The following is a 19,401-nucleotide window of genomic DNA, read 5'->3' as shown; positions in this document are numbered from 1 at the left end:
TAGGTATTGACGCCCAGGGGGGAAAAGCAACTTTTCCTGTCCGAGGTCATGTATTCCGGGTGCGTGGGGAACGATATTTACCACGAAGGAGAATCGGGAGAAGGTGCGAATCGGGTTCATGCGGAGATGGCTGGACAAGATGGCGTCGGCGTCTGGGCAGGAGAATGCCGTCCGACCGGGCCGCGGGGCCGACGAGGAGGGAGGCGAGTTTTTCCGAAAGGTTGTTGACGCAACGCCGCTGGCGATCGTGGGCGTGGATGCGGAGGGCCGGGTTTGGTTGTGGAATCCGGCGGCGGAACGCATCTTCGGTTGGTCCGCCGATGAGGTGTTGGGTCGGCCCAATCCGCTTGTTCCTCCGGAGAGGCTGGAGGAGTTCAAAAGGAACCTGGCGGCCACCATGCGGGGCGAGTTCATCCAGGTCGATGGTCCCGGCCGGGTCAAGAAGGGTGGCGCGACCATCGACATGAGGCTCTGGGCGGCGGCGGTGACGGCCCCCGGCGGCAAGCGTCTCGGCCTGGGCATCATCGAGGACATGACGGCCCGCAGAAAGGCGGAGCAAGACGCCTTCCGGGCACAGAAGATGGACACACTCGGTCGCCTTGCGGCGGGGTTGGCCCACGATTTCAACAACCTGCTGACCGCCATTTCCACGAACAATCAGATGCTCCTTTCTCGGGATGATCTTTCGTCCGACGCGCGCAAGGAGGCGGAGGCCATCGATGCGGCGACGCGTGAGGCCGAGGATCTCACGAAGCGGCTGATGGCACTCGGTGGAAGGAGCGGAAGCAGCCAGGAAACCGTCCTCGTGAACGACGTCCTGGCGGGGTTTGAAAAGACGATTCGACGGCTTTTCCGCGGGAAGATCGAGATTGTTCTCGATCTCGATGAGAAGGCGGGCTCCGTGCGGATGGAGCCGGCGCAGGTCGAACAGATCCTGATGAATCTGGCCCTGAATGCGCGGGACGCCATGACCGATGGCGGAAGACTCGTGGTGAGGTCGCGGGAGGGAGGACCGGATCATCACGTCTTGCGCGCCGGAGACGATTCGGGGAGGGCGCCCTGTGTCCGCGTGGAAGTGACCGACACCGGGACGGGCATGACGCCGGAGGTGCAGGCGCATCTCTTCGAACCGTTCTTCACCACCAAGGGCTCGGCCGGGGGGACCGGACTCGGGCTGGCCACCGTGTTCGGGATCGTTCGCCGGTGCAACGGAGACGTTTCCGTGGTGAGCGAGCCGGGGAAGGGGACGACGTTTACCATTTGTCTCCCTCGATTTTAGGGTTCGACAACCTGAGCGGCCCGCGTCACGCGGACTCACCCGATGGGTTGAATCCACCGCCCCGTTGGCGTAAACAAGACCTCATCATGGAATACCGAGTGCTCGGCCGAACCGGGCTGAAAGTCTCGCCCCTCTGCCTCGGCACGATGACGTTTGGACGGGAGACCGACGGAGCGGAATCGCTCCGGATCTTGGATCTCTGCCTTGAAAAGGGGATCAACTTCATCGACACCGCGGATGTGTATGCGCGCGGCCGAAGCGAGGAAATTCTCGGGGACGCCCTGAAGGGCCGGCGGGATCGGATCGTCCTGGCGACGAAAGGCCGGTTCCGCACGGGCGACGGCCCGAACGACATGGGTCTTTCACGCAAGCACCTCTACGATGCCCTCCATGCAAGCCTGCGCCGGCTTCGAACCGACTACATCGATCTATACCAGATCCATATGTGGCACGAGGAGACCGCGCTTGATCTGGTCCTTTCCACGCTGAATGATTTCGTGCGGCAGGGGAAAGCGCGCCATGTCGGCGCGTCGAATCTGGCGGCCTGGCATCTCGCCCAGGCGCTCTCACGGAGCGAACAACGGGGGTGGGAGCGTTTGGAATGCCTCCAGCCGCAGTACAGCCTGCTCTGCCGCGACATCGAGAGGGAGATTCTACCGCTCTGCCGCTTTGAAGCGCTCGGGGTGATCGCGTGGAGTCCCTTGGCGGGTGGCGTTCTCTCGGGGAAATACAGTGCCACGGGGGAGGGTCCGCAGGACGCCCGCTGGAGCCGGAAGCAAGAGCTGGAAACGTTCTCGGAGCGGAATGGGAAAATCGTGGACGTGTTGAAGTCCGAGGCGGAAGGGCGGAAAGCCACCCCTTCTCAGGTGGCGCTCTCCTGGGTGATGGCCCAGCCTGGGGTGACCAGCGCCATCCTGGGGGCGCGAACGCTGGAGCAGGCGAAGGAGAACCTGTATTCTCCGGATGTGAAGCTTGACGCAGACGGCCTTGCCCGTCTCGACGAGGCGAGCGCGATCCCGATGGGCTACCCGTACGAGCAGTTGGCCACGTGGGGCAGGGGATAAATACGTGATGGGTGAGGCGTGAGGTGAAACCCCGCGGGAGTGACGCCAGGCATTGGTCCTATCTCATCACTCATCACTCATCTCTCATCACGCTCTTCATCACTCTTCACGCGTCACTCTTCACGCATCTTCAGACCGCCCACGCCCACCACGGTCAGAACTTCTTCGCCACCGCCACGGCGGATACCGTGCACCCGGGAGCCAATGTCTTCTCCACTCAAGCGGTCTACTTCCGGCCGGAGTTGGGTCCCTCCACGGGGCAGCGCATCGAAATCGCCCCTGTCTACATCAGAGGTCTCTCCGAAGATTTCCACCTCGAGACGCATCTCCACTGGCTTACGAATCCTGCCGAAGGATTGGATCTGGCCCAAGGTGTATTCGAAGGATTCGCCATCGGAGGCCGACACCGACTGGCCGACATCGTGGCCAAGCCGGAATCCCCTCCATTCCGCCTTGCTGTGGCGGCGCAAATCGATGTGCCCACAGCCTACGCCATGAAGACCCTGGGATCGGGGCCGGGAGGAATCTTTCACCTTGTTCTGAGCCGAACCTCCGCCGACGGGTTCCTCTTCGCCGCCAATATGGGCGCTTCCGTTTTCGCCCATCTTGCCTGCGCAGGACCGACCCAGGATGCTTCGGTAGCCGCACCCTTTAGGGGTGCGTCCATATCGCGGACTGAAGTCCGCGCCTACCAAGATGCACTGCCGGGAGCGCCGCGGCGGCACGCACCACTCGATACGGCAACGTGCGATTCGCGTGTTCCCATGGGAGTTTTCGAGTGGGGATTCTCGCTGGCCGTTCGAAAGAATCTCACGGGAAACCTCGATGCCGGGGCCGAATTCGCCAAGGAGGTGGAGTATCCGCCCGGCATGAGCACGATCATCGGATTCTTCTGGGCTCCGGAACCGGAATGGCTCGTGCGATGGGGCGTGGCGTTTCCCGTGGGGTTGGACGAGGACCTAATTTCACTTCGCCTGGGCGCCGCCGTGAGCTTCTGAATTCAGGACGCGGGCGTAAAGCCCGCGGCTACCAAGCGGTAGGCGCAGGCTTCATGCCTGCGGATCCCAGACCCCGACTTCTTACCCGGCTTGGCGCTCTCATTCCGCCAATTCCCGGGAAATCGAATCGAGTTCCGCCTTGAACGGGCTCTCCGGAAACGCCTTCGCAAAGGCATCGATCTCGGCGCGCGCTTGCTCCGTTTTCTTTTCTCTCAGGAGGGCAAGGATCTGTTGTGCCTTGGCCAAATCCTCGGCCGGCCTCGGGATCGAGGTTCGCTTCGGCTTGCCGCGCCAGTAGAGCTTGATCTGCTCCTTCTGTTGGGCCGCGCGGACCCCGCCGGTCATCGTGCGCTTCGAACCCGTTTTCGCAGGCGCCGCTTGCTCTAGTTTCTTTTCGAGCGCGTTCATCAGGTTCTCGACCTTTCCGAGATCAAGCGCCGAAGAGGGCGCGGTGAATCGTGAATCGTAAGTCGTGAGTAGCAAGAGGAAAAAGAAGGCTACCGGCAGGGAACGACGGGTGACGGGTGACGACATTATCGTTGAATCTGCGTCAGGTCAGGGTATTCGTCCAAGATCCCGGCGTCGATCTGCAGGGCCTTGACGAGGGTTTCCTTCGCCTGCTTGGCGTCGCCACCCCTGAATTGAGCGCGAGCAAGTCCGGCGAGTATCGAGGCGTCCGACGGGTCCGCCGTCGCCGCCCTCGCGTACAATTCCGCCGCGGCCTTGAAGTCCTTTCCCATGAACCTGATGTTGGCGAGATTGTTGCTCGCGTCGGCGCTCGCCGCATCACGAGCAAGGATCTGAAGGAGCCACTTCTCGGCCTCGGCGCCGAACCCGAACTCCGCGTGGAGCACGGCCAGTCGATTCAGCGCTTCCGGATCGTCGGGAGAGGAGGCCAGTTTTTCACTCCACACAGCGCCCGTCCTTTGCACGTGCGAGAGGGCGATCGAGCGGAGTTCACCGGGAAACTCCTTTTCGATTCGCACCGCCGGGATTTTCATGGGCTTGAAATCGACGGGAACAAGCGAAGGGGGTTTGTATCGATCCCAGGCTTGATGAATGTCGATCGCTCGGATTTGCCCCTCTTTCGACCCTTCATTCCACTCGGTGATTCCCCTATTCCACGCCTCACGAAAGGACGAGCCGATCATCGTGATCTCCAACGGGACGCACAGGGATGAGTCGTGAGTGGTGAGTCGTGGGTCGTGAGTCGTAAGTGAGGTAGCCGCCCTCTCAATGGAGGCGTCCTTGCACTCGGGCTTGGTAGGCGCACCCTTTACGGGTGCGTCTTCTGACGCAGGCGTAAAGCCTGCGGCTACCGGGATTGGACAGGACGCGGCCGAGGTCGGCGGAGAGGGATCGCAAGCAACAAAATCGTCGAGAGCGAAGCCGCGATCGATGGCCTCCTCCGCCGTGAGGCCCGAGTCGAACATGATGAAGATGTGGCCCGGCGCCAGGAGGGCATGGCCGTCCCGCGACTGGCTGGATGCCACAAAGCGGGGGGGAGCATCGAGCAGGACCGTGGTCACGCCCACGTTCTCGAAAAGCGATGCGAAGAGTGAGCTGAGGTCGTCGCAATCACCGGCCCTGAGCTGAATCGTTTCACGGGGGAATTGCACGAAATCAATGCGGGCCTTGTTCTGGGACGCCTCCTTGTAGGGTGTATTCGGATCCGCAACGTACCTTACGCCCGCCAGCCCGGCCACCTCGAAAATCGTTTTGGCCTTCATGACGTTGTCCGTCATCCCATGAACATTCTCCGGAATTTCGGCGATGGCCGCGCGCGCGACCGACGCCACCACCGGGTCCCCGGGGGTCACGAACGCGGCGATTTTCGAGGGATCGTCCCACGTCAGGACGTGCTTCTCGTAGACCGTGACAGGATAGGCGTCGGCCATCGTTCGCTCCATGCGCCCCTCAAAGTAGCCGAGGGTGAACGCCAACTGCACGGTGGCGCTCTCCGTGAGATCCAGGATCTTGTTGTTGAAGACCAACTTCACGTCCCGATCTTCCGAGCCCATGGGTGGAATCTCCTGAATCGCGATCTGGGTGGGAAAGTCCGTGTAGTCCTTCACACTCAAGCTGAGCCGAACGTTGGGGATCGGCAAATCGGTATTGTTGCGGATGGTCACGCGGCCAAACGATTCCTTTTCATAAAGCTTGTATTGCGATGCGAAAAGGGGACGCAGCTCGATAGGCGCCAGTTGCAAGGGGGGCTTGGACACCGGAGAACGCAGGGGACGCTCGAAGACAACCGTGCCGGCGGGGCTCTCTTCACCCTCCTTGGCCGTGGCCGTCACTCGATAGTAGTAGACGCGATCCTCCTGGAGATTCCGGTCGAACGCCACGGTGGTGGACTGTCGGGCGACCTCCTTGTAGTCCCCGATGGGTGTTTCCCCGCGATACACCGTGTAGTGATCGATGAACTTTTCCGGATTCGGCTGCCAGGAGACGACCATGGCCAGCTCCCGGGGCATGAGTTTGATTCCGGACGGCGCCTGCGGCACCAGCTTCAAGGGCATGGCGGAAGCGCTTTTCGACAAGGGACTCTCGAAGCCGTCCCGCGCCACGGCGGAGACGGCGTATTCGTAGGTCCGGTCTTTGACCACCTCCCGGTCGGCCCACGCGCTCTCCCGTGTGGAATGAATCCGCTCGAACGCCCGGCGCGGATTCTCCCTGCGGTACAGATTGAAGCCGTCGAGATAGGACTCACCGCCGGCCTCCCAGGAAAGCTCGATGACTTTCAGTCCTCCCTTGGCCGACACGCGCGCCGGGGTTTGAGGCGTGAATCGAAGCGTGAAAACCTGCGTGTCGCCGCGCTCCCCGTCCATGACCCAGAGCTGGGTGGGGGAGGGGGCTCGCAGGCTCTCGACCGACTGGAACTCCCCTCGTCCTCCCCCGCCGCTCCCCAAACTGGAAATGAATTCCCCCTCAGACGTGAACAGTTGAATGTCCTGTCTTGCGTAGTCGTAGACGAGCAGCGACCCGCTCGGTGACCACGCCAGCGCGCGGGGTTTTTCAAACCGGCCGCTTGCCGTGCCGCGCCCGCCGATGATCCCGATCAGCTTCCCCTGTTCGTCGAATCGGCTGACCCGCGCATTCGCCTCCTCGGCAACGTACACGTTGTTCGAGTCGTCCATCGCGATCGACACCGGCTCCCTGAGCATTCCGGGGGCTTCCCCTTTCCGTCCGATGGATCCGACGACCAGACCCTCGGGCGTGAAGATCTGAATCCGGTGATTTCCCGTGTCCGCCACATAGAGATTCCCGTTCGTGGAAAAGGCCATCCCTCGCGGAGAATCCAGATACCCGCCGGCCGATCCCTTCTTCCCAATGGCCAACAAGCGAGTTCCATCCTTGGCATACTTGAGAATTTGATGGGCGCCTGCATCCACCACCCAGATATTTCCCGGCGTTTCTTCCGGATACCGCTTCTTCTCGCCGTCCCCGGAGCGCAACGGAGAGGATGATCGATCCACACCGAGCGAAACGGGCTCTCTGAACGGGCCCATTTCGATCCGCGTGCCGTCGACGCCGCTGACGACCATCTTGCGGGAATCGGCCTCCAAGACCACCGTCGAGCCGTCCTCCATGCGTACACGATCCAGAACCCGGCCCGGAACGATCTCCTCCACTTCCGCGCTGAAAGGCAGGATTCGACGGGGAAGGGGCAACTGACTCTCACGCTCCGTGGAAAAAATCTGGATCGTGTTCTTCTCAGCATCCGAAACATACACGCGCCCCGCGGAGTCTGCCGCCAAACCGGACATTTCAATGAAGGCGCCGGAGCCCGTTTTTGCCTTGGATCCCATCGAGGCGACGACTTTGTACGAGGGATCGAACTTCTTCATCTTGAAATTGCCGGAATCCGCCACGAAAAGGTAGCCGCGCGCGTCCACGTCCACGGAAACGGGGCGCAGGAGATTCTCCGGTACATCGGTTGGGGCGGACATGGTTCTTTTCAATGCCCCGTCCAGGTTGAAGACTTGCATTCGATTTCCGCTCTCATCGGCGACAAACACGCGCCCGTCCGATCCCGCGGCCACATCCACGGGTTTCTGGAGCGTTTGCTCGTTTCCGAAGGCGTGGAGAAATACTCCGTCCCGGCTGAACACCTGTATTCGGTGGTTCCCTGCGTCGGCCACGAAAAGAAGATCGGAAATCAGCGCGAGCCCACGGGGTTCGTCGAACTGTTTCGGGCCGTTCCCTTCTGCGCCAAAAACGTAGACCGGCGTTCCTGATGGGGCGAGGACCTGTATGCGGTCGTTGCCGGTATCCGAAACGTATATGCGGCCTTCCCGATCCACACCAATGCCGGAAGGGGAATCGAATTGCCCCGCGCCCTCGCCGCGGCTCCCCAGGGATCGGATCACCCGGCCATCGGCGCCGACCAGAAGAATTCGATCGCCCTTCGAATCGGCCACATAGAGGTTGGAAGCGGAGTCCAAAGCGAGCGCTGCGGGCCCCCGAAACGGCCCGTTCCTGCCGCCCGGATTTCCCCACTCGGCTTCGAATCTCACATTCTGAAAGCCTTGCGCTGCGTTTGATCCGAGAGTGAAAACCAATCCGGTACTGAGGCACCGCTTCAGTACGGGCGTCATGCTGAATTCGTTTCAGCATCCATGTGCAGGTTTCTTACCACATCGCTCGCTCGTCCAGAAGCCCCGTCAACGTATAATAGGTGACCGTATACTCTATTTATAAATAGAGTATACTGTCACCTATTATACGTTGCTTCCCCCAATCCCCTTGACGTATCGCCAGGACGGTGATAATCCTGGGCCCATATAAGGCCATGAAATCCGCATCGGGAAGGGGGAAGGCATGAAGAAGCTCGTCGGCGCAGCTACGCTCACCATTCTGTTCATCGGTTCCACGGCCGCCCAGGCCGCCATCACAAAGGGTCCGTACCTCACCAATCTTTCGCCGTACTCCGTAACCGTCAACTGGGAAAGCGACGCCCCCACGAAAGGCATCGTCAATTACGGCACGAACGTCGTCTTTCTGGACAAGCAAGCCGATGAGAGCGCCTCAGCCACGAATCACCACGTTACGGTTACCGGCCTCGATCCCAGCACGTTCTACTACTACAAAGTCATTTCCGGCTCCGTTGAATCCGGCGGCTCCAGTTCCTATTTCACAACCTCGATTCTTTCCTGCCAGCCCTTCCGATTCGCGGTGTACGGCGATACCCGCGGCGCCACGCAGTGGGACGACCCCTTCACCCAGCACGCGAAAATCATCAAAATGATCGACGAAAAAATCGGCCCGGACTTCATCATCGGAACGGGCGACTACGTTTACGTGGGCGGCGATAACACCCAGTGGCAGTACTGGTTCGATACGACGAAGAACTATCTCAATCACAACGTCCTTTTCCCCGCCATCGGGAATCACGATGCGAACGACAGCAACGGTACCAACTGGAAACGGTTCTGGCTTCTCCCCCAGGGGCCGGACACAGCCTACAATACGTACTACGCCTTCACTTACGGGAATACGCGCTTCGTCGTCTATGACGACTACAAAGATGCTACTCCCGGCTCGGCCCAATACAAATGGATCGAATCGGAGCTGACCGCCGCGAAGGCCGACTCGAACATCCAACACGTCTTCCTCGCCAACCACGAAACCTTCGAAGGCGTGACTTGGCACGGTCCGAACGACAACAACCAGAACAACATCGAGCCCCTCGCCGAGAAATACGGTATCGATGCCACGCTCTCCGGGCACGAACACTCCTATCAGCGGGCGTACAAGAACGGCGTCTACCACCTGCTCACGGGCGGGGGCGGCGCGCCGCTCGATGGATTGGTAAATCTAGGCTTTAACTGTAAGCTGCAAGTCCGCCAGAATTCATCACTTCAGACCATGAACTCCTGCACCCATCATGCAATGCAGTTCGACGTGAACGGATCGCACATCGACATCAAGACCTTGTCGATCGACGGCTCGACCGTCCTCGATTCGTTCACCATCGACAAGGGGGCCGACAAGAACCCGGCCTGCGTTCCGCCCGGCGGCGGCGGAGGGGGAGGCGGGGGCGAGGGCGGCGGTGGAGGAGGGGGCGGCGGCTGCACGGCCGTGCCTTTCGGATCGTCCGCAGCGGCAGATCTCGGCCTGGCATTCGCGGCGCTCGCTCTGATCGGTCTTCGCCGCGCGCGCCGGTAAATCGTTCCGGGAGTCAGGACGTTCGGGGCTGGGGGTGGACTTCGGCCCCCCAGTGCGGTACTATCCCACCCCTAGGGACGCTATGACGGCAAGTGCGCGTGGATTGATGGGCATTCCAGTTCTATTCCTATTCCTATTGGGCCTCGGCCGCCCGGGCGTTGCCGGGGAAGCCTCCGGCGCCACCCAGAACGGCGTGTCTGGACTTGCGCGTACATCATCCGGTTCACGGCTTCCGGCGGGCGCAAGCCTCCTGAAAATCGAATCCGGCTACTTCACGGCCAAAAACTTCATGCTGGAAGGCTACGATCACCGATCGATCGACTGGACCCTTTCCTATACCCGATCCGGATCCGCCTATTCCATGTTCGAACGATTCGAATTCGGCCTCGCCGTCGAAGGGAGATCCGACGTCATTCGGCCGCCGGAAGACGCAAAGCGAAGCAACGGTTATTTCGGGGACACCACGATCGCGGTGAAGGGCGCGCTGCTCCGGGGATCACGCCTTGATTTTTCCCTCCTGGCAAGCGCCACAACCAGTGCTCCGGCGCAGCAAGGCCGAACCGGAATATCGTCCATCAGCCCCACCGTTCTCGCCGCCGGGTCCGTGGATTTGAGCCCCATCCATTTCCATTTGAATCTGGGCACGTATTGGGACCGCTCGGCCAAATCCCTCGACCGTGATATCCGAACGCTGACGCGCCCGTTCCGTTTCGCCCAGGGGTCCTATGTTGAAAGCAGCTGGCTGATGGGTGTCGGCGCGGAGGCGCGATTCAAACCCATCTCCGCCTTCGTCGATCTTTTCACCTTTCAGGACTTCGACGGGAAATCTCTCGGCAGCTCGTTTGCCGACGACACTTCGGATCGCCTGGCCAGGGAGAGGATCGGCTTTGCCGAAAATCCGATCTGGCTTACCCCCGGAGTGAGAGTTCCGTTGGCGAGTCGATGGCAGGTGGAAGCCGCGGCGGACCTGGGCTTTCTCAGCGGCGATTTTCCAGGGCCTGAAGATCAGGAAATTCTTCCTCCCTGGCGGGCCATCGTGGCTCTCGCGTATTTCACCGGGATGCCGGAAGCCGCCGCCCGGTCACGCGTCGCTGCGGATGGCCGGGGAGGGGAAGTGCGGGGCGCCGTGGTGGATGCCGCCACCGGAGAGGCCATCGAAGGCGCAGCCGTTTTCGTAAGCGGAGATCCCGATGCGCGGGTCACGATCCCTGGCGGCCACTTCGAAGCCGGTCCACTCTCCCCCGGTAAGCACTCGCTCAAGGCCGAATATGATGGCTACGAACCGGCTGAGAAAACGGTGGAGGTGAGCGAAGGCCAGAAACTGCAAATCACACTGGCGCTGGAGAAGCCGAAAACAAAGCCCGTTGAGGTGGCGGCGGTTCAAGAAATTGCGCCGGAGCCCGTGAAGTCGGAGCCTGAACCGGCCGAGGAAGCCGCTCAGAATCCGCCCGTTGAAATCGCCCGGCTGGAACCAAGGCCGTCGGAATCCGCCGGCAATTCCATCTTTCTCACCGAGAAAATACCGTTCAAGTTCGATCGCGCCGCCATCGATCCAAGTTACTACTCGGTGCTGGACGAGCTGGCGCGTCAACTCGCAGAGCACCCGGACGTCATCCTCCGGGTGGTGGGCCATACCGATGAGACCGGATCATCGGGATTGAACAAGTGGGTCTCCCTCCAAAGGGCGGTGGCGATTGTCGACTACCTGGCCTCAAAAGGCGTCGACCGGAAACGCCTCGTTCCGGTGGCCATGGGCCACCGCCGGCCGATCGCGCCGAATACGGACCGGGTTTCGCGGATGCAGAATCGCCGTGCGGACTTCGATCCCTTCACGCCGGCGCCCTGGCACGTGGAGTTCGGATACGACCAAGTTTCTCTCCCCGAGGGGGCGGCGGCCGTCCTGGATGACATCGTCAACGCGCTGAATGCCAAGCCTGAGTTCAACGTGAACATCACAGGCCACTCGGATTCGCTCGGAACGGTGAGGAGCAACATGCGTGTATCCATGACCCGAGCCAAAGCGGCGGCCAACGGACTTTCCAAGCGCGGCGTTCCCGAATCGCGCATGAAAGTCACCGGAATGGGCGATCTTGAGCCCGTCTCTTCCAACGCGGATGCGGCCGGCCGCTCCCTGAACCGCCGCGTCGATTTCCACCTCTATCAGCCTCAACCCACCCTCGACAAAATCACCACCAACTGACCCTCCCCCCACAACAAGAAAAGAACCGCCCCTCCGTCATTCCCCCGCCAGTCGGCGGGAGAACCCAGTCCTCGGTTTTGTCCAATCCAAATACATGGTATTTTCCGCTCGATGGAGGACTTCAGCAGCCAATACAACGCCGAACATGCAGAGAGACTGCGCCAGGCGGTCCGGCTCTCTCCCTTCTTCAACCACATGGGCATTCGGGTGGATGAGATCGGGCCGGGTACGATCACGTGCAGCATGGAAGTGGGCGAGCATCTGTGGGGTGGCCCGGGCACAGTCCACGGCGGTGCCGTGGCCAGCCTGGTCGACTCGGCCCTCGCGCTCTGTGTCTTTCCCCTGACCACGGGCCGCGATGCCCGTTCACTCGAGTACAAAATCAACTACATGGGCAAGGTGGAGAAAGGGCGCTGCGTGGCCGTGGCGCGCGTCGAATCGCTTCGGCAACAAGTGGCGGTGGTGCACATCGTGGTGACCAACGAGGACCGCACCGTCGCCCTCGCGCAGGGCACCGTATTCATCCGCGATGAAAAAGCGAAACGATACAGCGATCAGGTGCCGAGTGACCGTGGGGCCTAGGTAGCCGCGGGCTTTTTTATGCCCGCGCGTCCGAAGACGCACCCTGAAGGGTGCGCCTACCCAGAGATCCGCTCATCCTTGTCCCTTTGCATCGGGACGCCGGTCGAGGTAAAACTCCATCTCACCAAGGGAGGTGAATAACGATGGAAGTCAAAACCGTTCCGGATTTGTTTTGGTGGAGGGTGAAGCAAACCCCCCAGAAGCTGGCCTATCGCTACGTCAAGAACGGCCAAACGATGGAAGCAACTTGGGAAGAGTACGGACGGCTCGTGCGCCGGTTCGCCAACGGCCTGCTGGCCCTCGGCATCAAGAAAGGCGATCGGGTCGCCATCCTGGGAGAAACCCAGCCGGAATGGACGATCGCCGACCTCGCGGCCTTCTCGTGCGGCGCGTCAGGCGTCGGCATCTATCAAACGAACACGGCCAAGCAGTCGGAGTACATCCTCGAACATTCCGAAGCAAAGGTGTGCGTGCTCGACTCGAAGATACAGGCCCAAAAGGTGGTTCAGGCCCTACCTCGTCTCAAAAATCTCAAGACCGTCATTTCATGGGGAGAAGCGGTAGGAGAAGGCATCCTGGCCTTCGAGGACATCCTCAAAAAGGGCGACGCCTACGAGAAGGAGCATCCCGGCGAGTTGGACGGCCGGTTGCGGGAGATCAGGCCCGAAGATCTGGCCATTCTCATCTACACCTCCGGCACCACCGGTCCGCCGAAAGGCGCGATGCTCTCCCATGGCAACTGCATCTTCGAACTCAAGTCGCTCGAGAAACTCATTCCGTCCACCATCGGGGACATCACCGTGTCCTTCCTGCCGATGTCACACGTAGCCGAGCATTTGATTGGATTTATGGGACGAATTAATACCGGCATGGCAGCAGCTTATGCCCCATCTCTTGAGAAAGTGCTTGAGACTGTTCACGCGACGCAGCCGACCGTCTTCGGAAGCGTCCCGCGAATTTTTGAAAAGGCCTACGCGAAGATTCTGGCCCAGGTGGAGCAGGCCTCGCCCGGAAAGAAGAAGATTTTCAACTGGGCGAAAAACGTTGGCCTCGAGCGGAGTCGTTGCATCCAGAAAAAGGAGCCGGTGCCAATCGGACTCTCGCTCAAGGCGGCCATCGCCGACCGTCTGGTCTTTTCCAAGATCCGGGCGGCCTTCGGAGGGCGGGTGAAGTATTTCGTGTCCGGGGCAGCGCCGATCTCCACGGAAATCCTCGAATTCTTCCATGCCGCCGGCTTGTTCGTAGCGGAAGTCTATGGCTTGACCGAGTGTGCGGCCATCGGCACGGCCAACACGTTGACCGACTACAAATTCGGTACGGTGGGAAGGGCGATTCCGGGATGCGATGTGAAGATCGCTCCCGATGGCGAAATCCTGATGCGCGGACCGAATGTGTTCATGGGATATTTCAAGGAAGAAAAAGCCACGGCCGAGGCCATCGACAAGGATGGGTGGCTCCACTCCGGAGATATCGGCGTGATCGACGCGGACGGCTTCGTGAAGATCACCGACCGGAAGAAAAATCTCATCGTCACGGCGGGCGGCAAGAATATAGCGCCTTCAAACATCGAAACACTGATCAAAAATCAGTGCCCCCTCATCAGCCAGGTGGTGGCCATCGGCGACCGCCGGCCCTTCCTCATCGGCCTGGTAACGCTCAATCCGGAAGAACTGCGGGCCTACGCGAAGGACAAGAATCTGGGGGAGGGAACGGATGGGACCATCGCCAGGCACCCCGCCGTGCAGAAACTCGTTGCCGACGCCATCGAGAAAGCGAACCAGGAACTGGCCCGCTACGAGCAGGTCAAGAAATTCACCGTCCTGGAAAACGATTTCACGATCGAGGGCGGCGAAATCACCCCCACGCTGAAGGTCAAGCGAAAGGTCGTGGAGGAAAAGTACCGCGAGATGATCGAAGGTCTCTACAACGCCTGACGGGCATAGTGTACAATCGGCCTTCGATGGCCGTACGAAGACAGCGCATCACGCGCGAGAATAGTGGCGACTCGGAATTCGCCCGCCGCACCAGTCTCAAACTCCGCGAGATGCGTGAGCGTCTCCGTGTATCCATCAGCGATCTGTCGCGCAAATCCGGGATCGCCGTTTCCACGCTCTACAAGATCGAAAACAATAAGATGGTTCCCACGATCGTCACGCTTCACCGCGTCGCGCGCGCGCTGGGATGTAACGTGGCCACGTTGTTTTCTGTGGATGGAGCCGATGGAGAGGTGGAATTCGCGGGGAACCACAACGTCCGACCGTTCGTTTCCGAGACGGGTTTCAGCGGGCGAATGGTGGCGGGCGGGATACCGGACGGCCGGATTTTCTCGGCGGTGATGACCCTCGAGCGGGACGGCCGGAGCGGCAAGAAACACCTTTCCCACAACGGCGAGGAACTCGTTGTCTGCCTCAAGGGCAAAGTCGAGCTCACGGTGGGCAGCCGGAAATTCGTGCTCCAGAAGGGCGATGCACTGCATTACAAAGCCACTCTGGACCACGGCTTTCGGAACGTGGCCCCATCGAGGAGCGAGATTGTGTACGTGCTGACGCCCCCACCCACCTTTTTCGACCGGGCGTGGGAGGGACTGGTTCCCTCGGCATGAGACCTTTCTTGCGGGGCCGTCCCGACTGACCGATGGACGACGAACGCCGCCGCCTCCTTGGAGATCTGGAATCGGTCATGGAGTACCGGTTCAAGGAGATCGGCTTTCTGGAAATCGCTCTCACACATAAATCGTTTGTGGAGGAAATACGCGATACCAACATTCCGGATTCTGAGGCGGGGATTCCCCACTACGAAAATCTCGAATTCCTGGGGGACGCCGTGCTCCAGCTCGCGATGACGCACATCATCATGGGTCGGTTCCCCTATGCGGCAGAAGGCGTGCTGTCCAAGCTGCGGTCGCAACTGGTGAGCGAGGACAGTCTTTACGAGAGATCACTCGCGTTGGACCTTGGGCGGTTCCTTCAGCTCGGACGGGGCGAAGAGGCCACGCAGGGCCGCGCCAAGAAATCCATCCTGGCGGACATCTATGAGAGCGTCATGGGAGCCGTCTACCTGGATGGCGGTTTCGCGGAGGCCTTCCGGCTGATTGAGCGGCACTTCGGAGCGTGGCTCACCCAACTCCCCGAGAACCTGCGCGTGGAAGCTTTCAGCCGCGATTTCAAATCGCTCCTCCAAGAGCTGTGCCAGAAACGCTGGAAAACGATCCCGGTGTATTCGACGGTTGCGCAGTGGGGGCCGGACCATGACAAATGTTTCCGAATATCCGTGAGCGTCAACGGACGGCTGCTGGGCGAGGGTGAGGGAAAGAGCAAGAAGTCGGCCGAGCAGATCGCGGCCGAGGCCGCGATCGCGGCCATCAAGGATCAGGCGCAGAGCGAATGACTCCACCGTCTCTCAAATCTCAAATCTCAAATCTCAAATGGCTGCTGGGATGACCCTCCCGACGGTGGCCATCGTCGGGAGAGTCAACGTCGGCAAGTCGACTCTATTCAACGCGATCCTCGGCTACGAGAGGTCTGTTGCGGATCCGACACCCGGCGTGACGCGGGATCGCGTGGGCGAAACAGTTCAAATCCGGGGCGTCACCTACCGAATTGAAGATACCGGCGGGCTGGAGCCGGGTCGGCGCGAGGGGATTCAAGAAGCCGTCAACCGACAGGCTGAGGCGGCGATTGAGAATGCAGATTATGTCGTGCTGGTGGTCGACCAGACAACCGGGTGCCATCCGCTGGATGAGGAAAACGCGCGCACGATCCGAAAGAAGGGGAAACCGTTTTGCGTGGCGGTGAACAAGATGGACGTGGGCGGCCAGCACCTTCCTGAAGCCGTGGCCCTGTCCGATTTCCACCGGCTTGCCGCTGAGAAGGCGTTCCCCATCGCCGCCGTTCATCGTCGCGGTATCGGGCCGCTGATGGACTTCGTTCGATCGCGCATTCGCGCATCGAAAGCCTCCAGGAGTAGGGAACAACTGGAAGACTTGACCCCCATACCGCCCATGCCGCCCACTCCGGAGGCGGATCAGGAGCCGACCCCGGCTCAGGCCGTCACCCCTCCCATCCACGTGGCCATCGTCGGTCGCCCCAACGCCGGAAAATCCACTCTCCTCAATACCCTTCTGGGCGAGGCGAGAATGATGACCGACCCTCAGGCCGGAACGACACGCGACGTGGTGGATGCAGATCTCGTCCGCGAGGGCCGGCGTTATGTGTTCACCGATTCGGCCGGCATTCGCCGCCGCGCCCGGGTAGGAACGCGGCTCGAAGAAAAGTCCGTCGGTCAGGCGCTTCGATCCATCGATCACTCGGACGTATCGCTGCTGGTGATGGATGTCCGCGAGCCGGGCGCCGTTCAGGATGTACGTCTTGGATACCACGCGCTCAAGCAGGGGAAGGGCTTGGTCCTCATTCTCACCCAATGCGACCGCGTGACAAGCGAGGATTCCGAAAAGGCCGCATGGGCCGTGCGTTCCCGGTTTCCGCATCTCAACTTCTGCCCCATCCTGAAGTTGTCGGGGTTGACGGGCGTCGGCACACAGCAGATTCTCCCGCTCACGGATCGGCTGGACGAGCAGCTCGCCCGCCATGTTCCCGATGAAGTCGCGCAGGAAAGCCTCAAGAAGGCGCTCGCGGCGTACCAGCCGCCGAGGGTGGGAGGACGTGGATATTCGATCCGGACCATCCGTCAAACGGGGAGTCGTCCCCCGGCGTTTACACTCACGGTTCACCCGCTCCGACGCGTGCCGGACCACTATCAGACTTTTCTCCTCCACCACTTTCAGAGGGATTTTCGTTTACACGAAGTCCCGATTCGCCTACACTTCCGGCCATGGATCGGCCGGCACCCGAAGAGTTAGGCGCTGCCCAGGAAGGCAACGAAACCCGAACGGAGGGCGCCGCCATGGATCGGCCGGCACCCGAAGAGTTAGGCGCTGCCCAGGAAGGCAACGAAATCCACACGTAGGGAGCCGCCATGCCGGAAAAAAAGATCAAACTGACGAGGAAAGAGATCCGCGGACCGGACGAGTTCCAGCAGACGGGGTTCCGCACCCTCGATTATGCCAACAAGCACAGGAAGTGGCTTTGGGGCGCAATCGGAGTGCTGGTCTTGGCGTCCGCCGGCAGCGTGATCGTCAGTCGCCATCGGCAGGAACGAGCTGAGAAGGGTTCGTGGGAGATCTCCAAGCTCGTCAAGGAAATGCAGTCCCTCGAGAGCGCCCCCCAGGCGGGGGCCGCGGAAGCCTCGCCTCTCTGGAGCGGATATGCCGAACGGGCATCGAGACTCGCCGCCGACTACAAGGGAACGCCCGTGGTGGCTTGGGCGAGGGTGCTCCAAGGACGATGCCTCCTGCGTGCCGGCAAAGCGGCCGAGGCCATCCCACCGCTGGAAGAAGGACTCAGGCGCGCCCGCTACCCTGTTCTCGTGACGCTGGCAACAGAGCTCCTGGGACACGCCTATTTGGAGAAGGGGGATACGGAAAAGGCTCGATCTACATTCAAGAAGTTGGAGACGCTGGATTCACCGCTGAAATCCATCGTTCCGTACTATCTCGCCTTGGTTCTGGAAACGGAGGGCAAGGCGGTGGAGGCCAAGAAGGCTTTCGAGGAAGCGGCCACGGAATCTGCGTCCACGCTCTTCTGGGGCAGGAAAATCCGCGACGACATCCTCATGCGCGAACTCGGAACGTCCGATGCCTGGATCAAACACATTCAGGGTGATACGGGCGGCCGGTAGCCTGGCGGCGGCCGCCGTCCTCCTCGCTTCCTGCTACGCCACGCGAGACATCCCCTTCGTTCGCTCCGGAGATCCGCGACCGTACTTCCGTTTTCTCTGGCGGTACCCCGAACACAATCCCACGCGCGAGGAATGGGACGGGCGCATTGCTCCCTTCGAGACCTCCGACGCCGTATTGGCGAACGGGCGTCTCTTCGTCACGTTCGCCCAGCATCCCGCGCTGGCCTGCCTCGACTCTGAATCGGGGCGCGAGTTGTGGTCCAATACCCAGTCGGCCATCGAGGGTTCGGTGGCCGCGGCGGACGGGCGGGTGTATGCCGCCACGGTCGACGGGGCCGTGCTCGCCCTGGAGGCCTCCACGGGAGTCGAGCTCTGGCGCTACGTCGATCGGGAAGAATTCACAACCTCCCCGGTCGTTGGAGGAAATCGGATCTTCGTGGTGAGCTCCGATGATACGGTGATCGCGCTGTCCAGCGAAACCGGCGCTCCTCTCTGGCGGTACGAGCCGGGCTACACGGCGGATCTCGCGTACCGGCGTACGGCTCCCGTCTCGATCGACGGCGCCCGGGTGTATTTCACCACGGCGGACGGTGTTTGGGTGATGCTGGATGCAGAGAACGGAAAACCCCTGGATACGGTGCGTCTCAGCGACAAGCTGGAAAAGCTGAGCGACCTGAATCTTCGTCCGGTGTTCTTCCGCGGCTTAACCATCCTCAATACCCGCGAAGGCCTCTACGTCCACGAAACCGAAAACGGCGATTGGAAGAAGTGGCTCGATCTCGCCGGAACCGAAGCGCCGCTGGTGATCGACGACGACATCTACTTGACCTCCCGCGCCGGTCACGTCGTCCGAATGGACATGCCCCATCGGGAGATCCGGTGGGACACCAAGCTGTCCGAGGCCTACCTCACCGCACCGGTCCTCATGGGACGCCTCTTCCTGGCGGCGGGATCCTGGAACGGCGGCTTGTACCTTCTCCACAAGAATTCGGGGGAGGTGATGGATCGCTTCATGGCCCAGGTTCCGATCACTTCCACACCGGTCGTGTCCGGGCGAAAGGTCTTCGTGCGTACACACGCCGGCACGATCCACGCCCTCGAATTCCAGCCGCCGCTCTGAGCTCGACTTTTGCCATTTTGTGAAAGGTTTATGTTGGTCACTATGCGTAGGGGAGGGTCTTCAGACCCTCCCGACAAGAGGGAGCATCTGAAGATGCTCCCCTACGAATCGGCATTCTGTCAGAGGCTCTGAGATCGACTTTTGCCATTTTGTGAAAGGTTTATGTTGGTCATTATGCGTAGGGGAGGGTCTTCAGACCCTCCCGACAAGAGGGAGCATCTGAAGATGCTCCCCTACGAATCGGCATTCTG

14 protein-coding genes are annotated in these 19,401 nt (G+C 60.9%); 12 read left to right on the top strand and 2 right to left on the bottom strand.

Features of this window, described 5'->3' with window-relative positions; genetic code table 11:
• The first annotated feature begins 103 nt into the window (after positions 1-103).
• The 3 genes from HYT87_11910 to HYT87_11900 all read left to right on the top strand — a co-directional run bounded on the left by HYT87_11910 (position 104) and on the right by HYT87_11900 (position 3,341).
• A complete protein-coding gene (locus HYT87_11910; protein ID MBI2060466.1) occupies positions 104-1,279 on the top strand; it encodes a PAS domain S-box protein in 1,176 nt (391 codons plus the stop codon).
• An 86-nt stretch (positions 1,280-1,365) separates the two neighbouring features.
• The gene (locus HYT87_11905; protein ID MBI2060465.1) at positions 1,366-2,343 is read left to right on the top strand and encodes an aldo/keto reductase; all 978 of its coding nucleotides are present in this window, start codon (positions 1,366-1,368) and stop codon (positions 2,341-2,343) included.
• Positions 2,344-2,366: 23 nt separating this feature from the next.
• Positions 2,367-3,341 (top strand): hypothetical protein, encoded by a 975-nt coding sequence (locus HYT87_11900; protein ID MBI2060464.1) that lies wholly within the window; start codon positions 2,367-2,369, stop codon positions 3,339-3,341.
• Between the two features lie 99 nt (positions 3,342-3,440).
• Here the strand turns inward: HYT87_11900 and HYT87_11895 are convergent, their stop codons facing one another.
• Together HYT87_11895 and HYT87_11890 are read right to left on the bottom strand one after the other, a co-directional pair.
• Positions 3,441-3,875, bottom strand: coding sequence for a hypothetical protein (locus HYT87_11895; GenBank protein ID MBI2060463.1), 435 nt, complete (start codon positions 3,873-3,875; stop codon positions 3,441-3,443).
• The gene (locus HYT87_11890) at positions 3,875-7,861 is read right to left on the bottom strand and encodes a tetratricopeptide repeat protein (GenBank protein ID MBI2060462.1); all 3,987 of its coding nucleotides are present in this window, start codon (positions 7,859-7,861) and stop codon (positions 3,875-3,877) included. Before HYT87_11890 ends, HYT87_11895 begins: the two co-directional genes overlap by 1 nt.
• A gap of 304 nt (positions 7,862-8,165) precedes the next feature.
• Between HYT87_11890 and HYT87_11885 the strand changes: the two genes are divergently transcribed.
• The 9 genes from HYT87_11885 (at position 8,166) to HYT87_11845 (ending at position 19,150) form a co-directional block, all read left to right on the top strand.
• Positions 8,166-9,512: a metallophosphoesterase family protein gene (locus HYT87_11885; protein MBI2060461.1), complete on the top strand. Its 1,347-nt coding sequence runs from the start codon at positions 8,166-8,168 to the stop codon at positions 9,510-9,512.
• A gap of 106 nt (positions 9,513-9,618) precedes the next feature.
• The gene (locus tag HYT87_11880; GenBank protein ID MBI2060460.1) at positions 9,619-11,712 is read left to right on the top strand and encodes an OmpA family protein; all 2,094 of its coding nucleotides are present in this window, start codon (positions 9,619-9,621) and stop codon (positions 11,710-11,712) included.
• A gap of 111 nt (positions 11,713-11,823) precedes the next feature.
• Entirely contained in the window at positions 11,824-12,294 is a 471-nt protein-coding gene (locus tag HYT87_11875) for a PaaI family thioesterase (GenBank protein ID MBI2060459.1), read from the top strand.
• Between the two features lie 143 nt (positions 12,295-12,437).
• A complete protein-coding gene (locus HYT87_11870; GenBank protein MBI2060458.1) occupies positions 12,438-14,228 on the top strand; it encodes a long-chain fatty acid--CoA ligase in 1,791 nt (596 codons plus the stop codon).
• Between the two features lie 26 nt (positions 14,229-14,254).
• Entirely contained in the window at positions 14,255-14,896 is a 642-nt protein-coding gene (locus HYT87_11865; protein MBI2060457.1) for a helix-turn-helix transcriptional regulator, read from the top strand.
• A gap of 32 nt (positions 14,897-14,928) precedes the next feature.
• Entirely contained in the window at positions 14,929-15,681 is a 753-nt protein-coding gene (gene rnc / locus HYT87_11860) for a ribonuclease III (protein MBI2060456.1), read from the top strand.
• Positions 15,682-15,730: 49 nt separating this feature from the next.
• Complete coding sequence (gene der, locus HYT87_11855; protein ID MBI2060455.1) at positions 15,731-17,152, top strand: ribosome biogenesis GTPase Der; 1,422 nt, start codon at positions 15,731-15,733, stop codon at positions 17,150-17,152.
• A gap of 116 nt (positions 17,153-17,268) precedes the next feature.
• On the top strand, positions 17,269-18,030 hold the full coding sequence (locus HYT87_11850; GenBank protein MBI2060454.1) for a hypothetical protein: 762 nt from the start codon (positions 17,269-17,271) through the stop codon (positions 18,028-18,030).
• The gene (locus tag HYT87_11845) at positions 17,987-19,150 is read left to right on the top strand and encodes a PQQ-binding-like beta-propeller repeat protein (GenBank protein MBI2060453.1); all 1,164 of its coding nucleotides are present in this window, start codon (positions 17,987-17,989) and stop codon (positions 19,148-19,150) included. Before HYT87_11850 ends, HYT87_11845 begins: the two co-directional genes overlap by 44 nt.
• Positions 19,151-19,401 lie beyond the last annotated feature (251 nt).

The sequence above is a fragment of the Nitrospirota bacterium genome (assembly GCA_016180645.1).
In the GTDB taxonomy this organism is placed as follows: Bacteria; JACPQY01; JACPQY01; order JACPQY01; family JACPQY01; genus JACPAV01.
The sequence above is the reverse complement of the archived record's forward strand: the minus strand, read 5'-3'. Positions and strand labels throughout refer to the sequence as shown.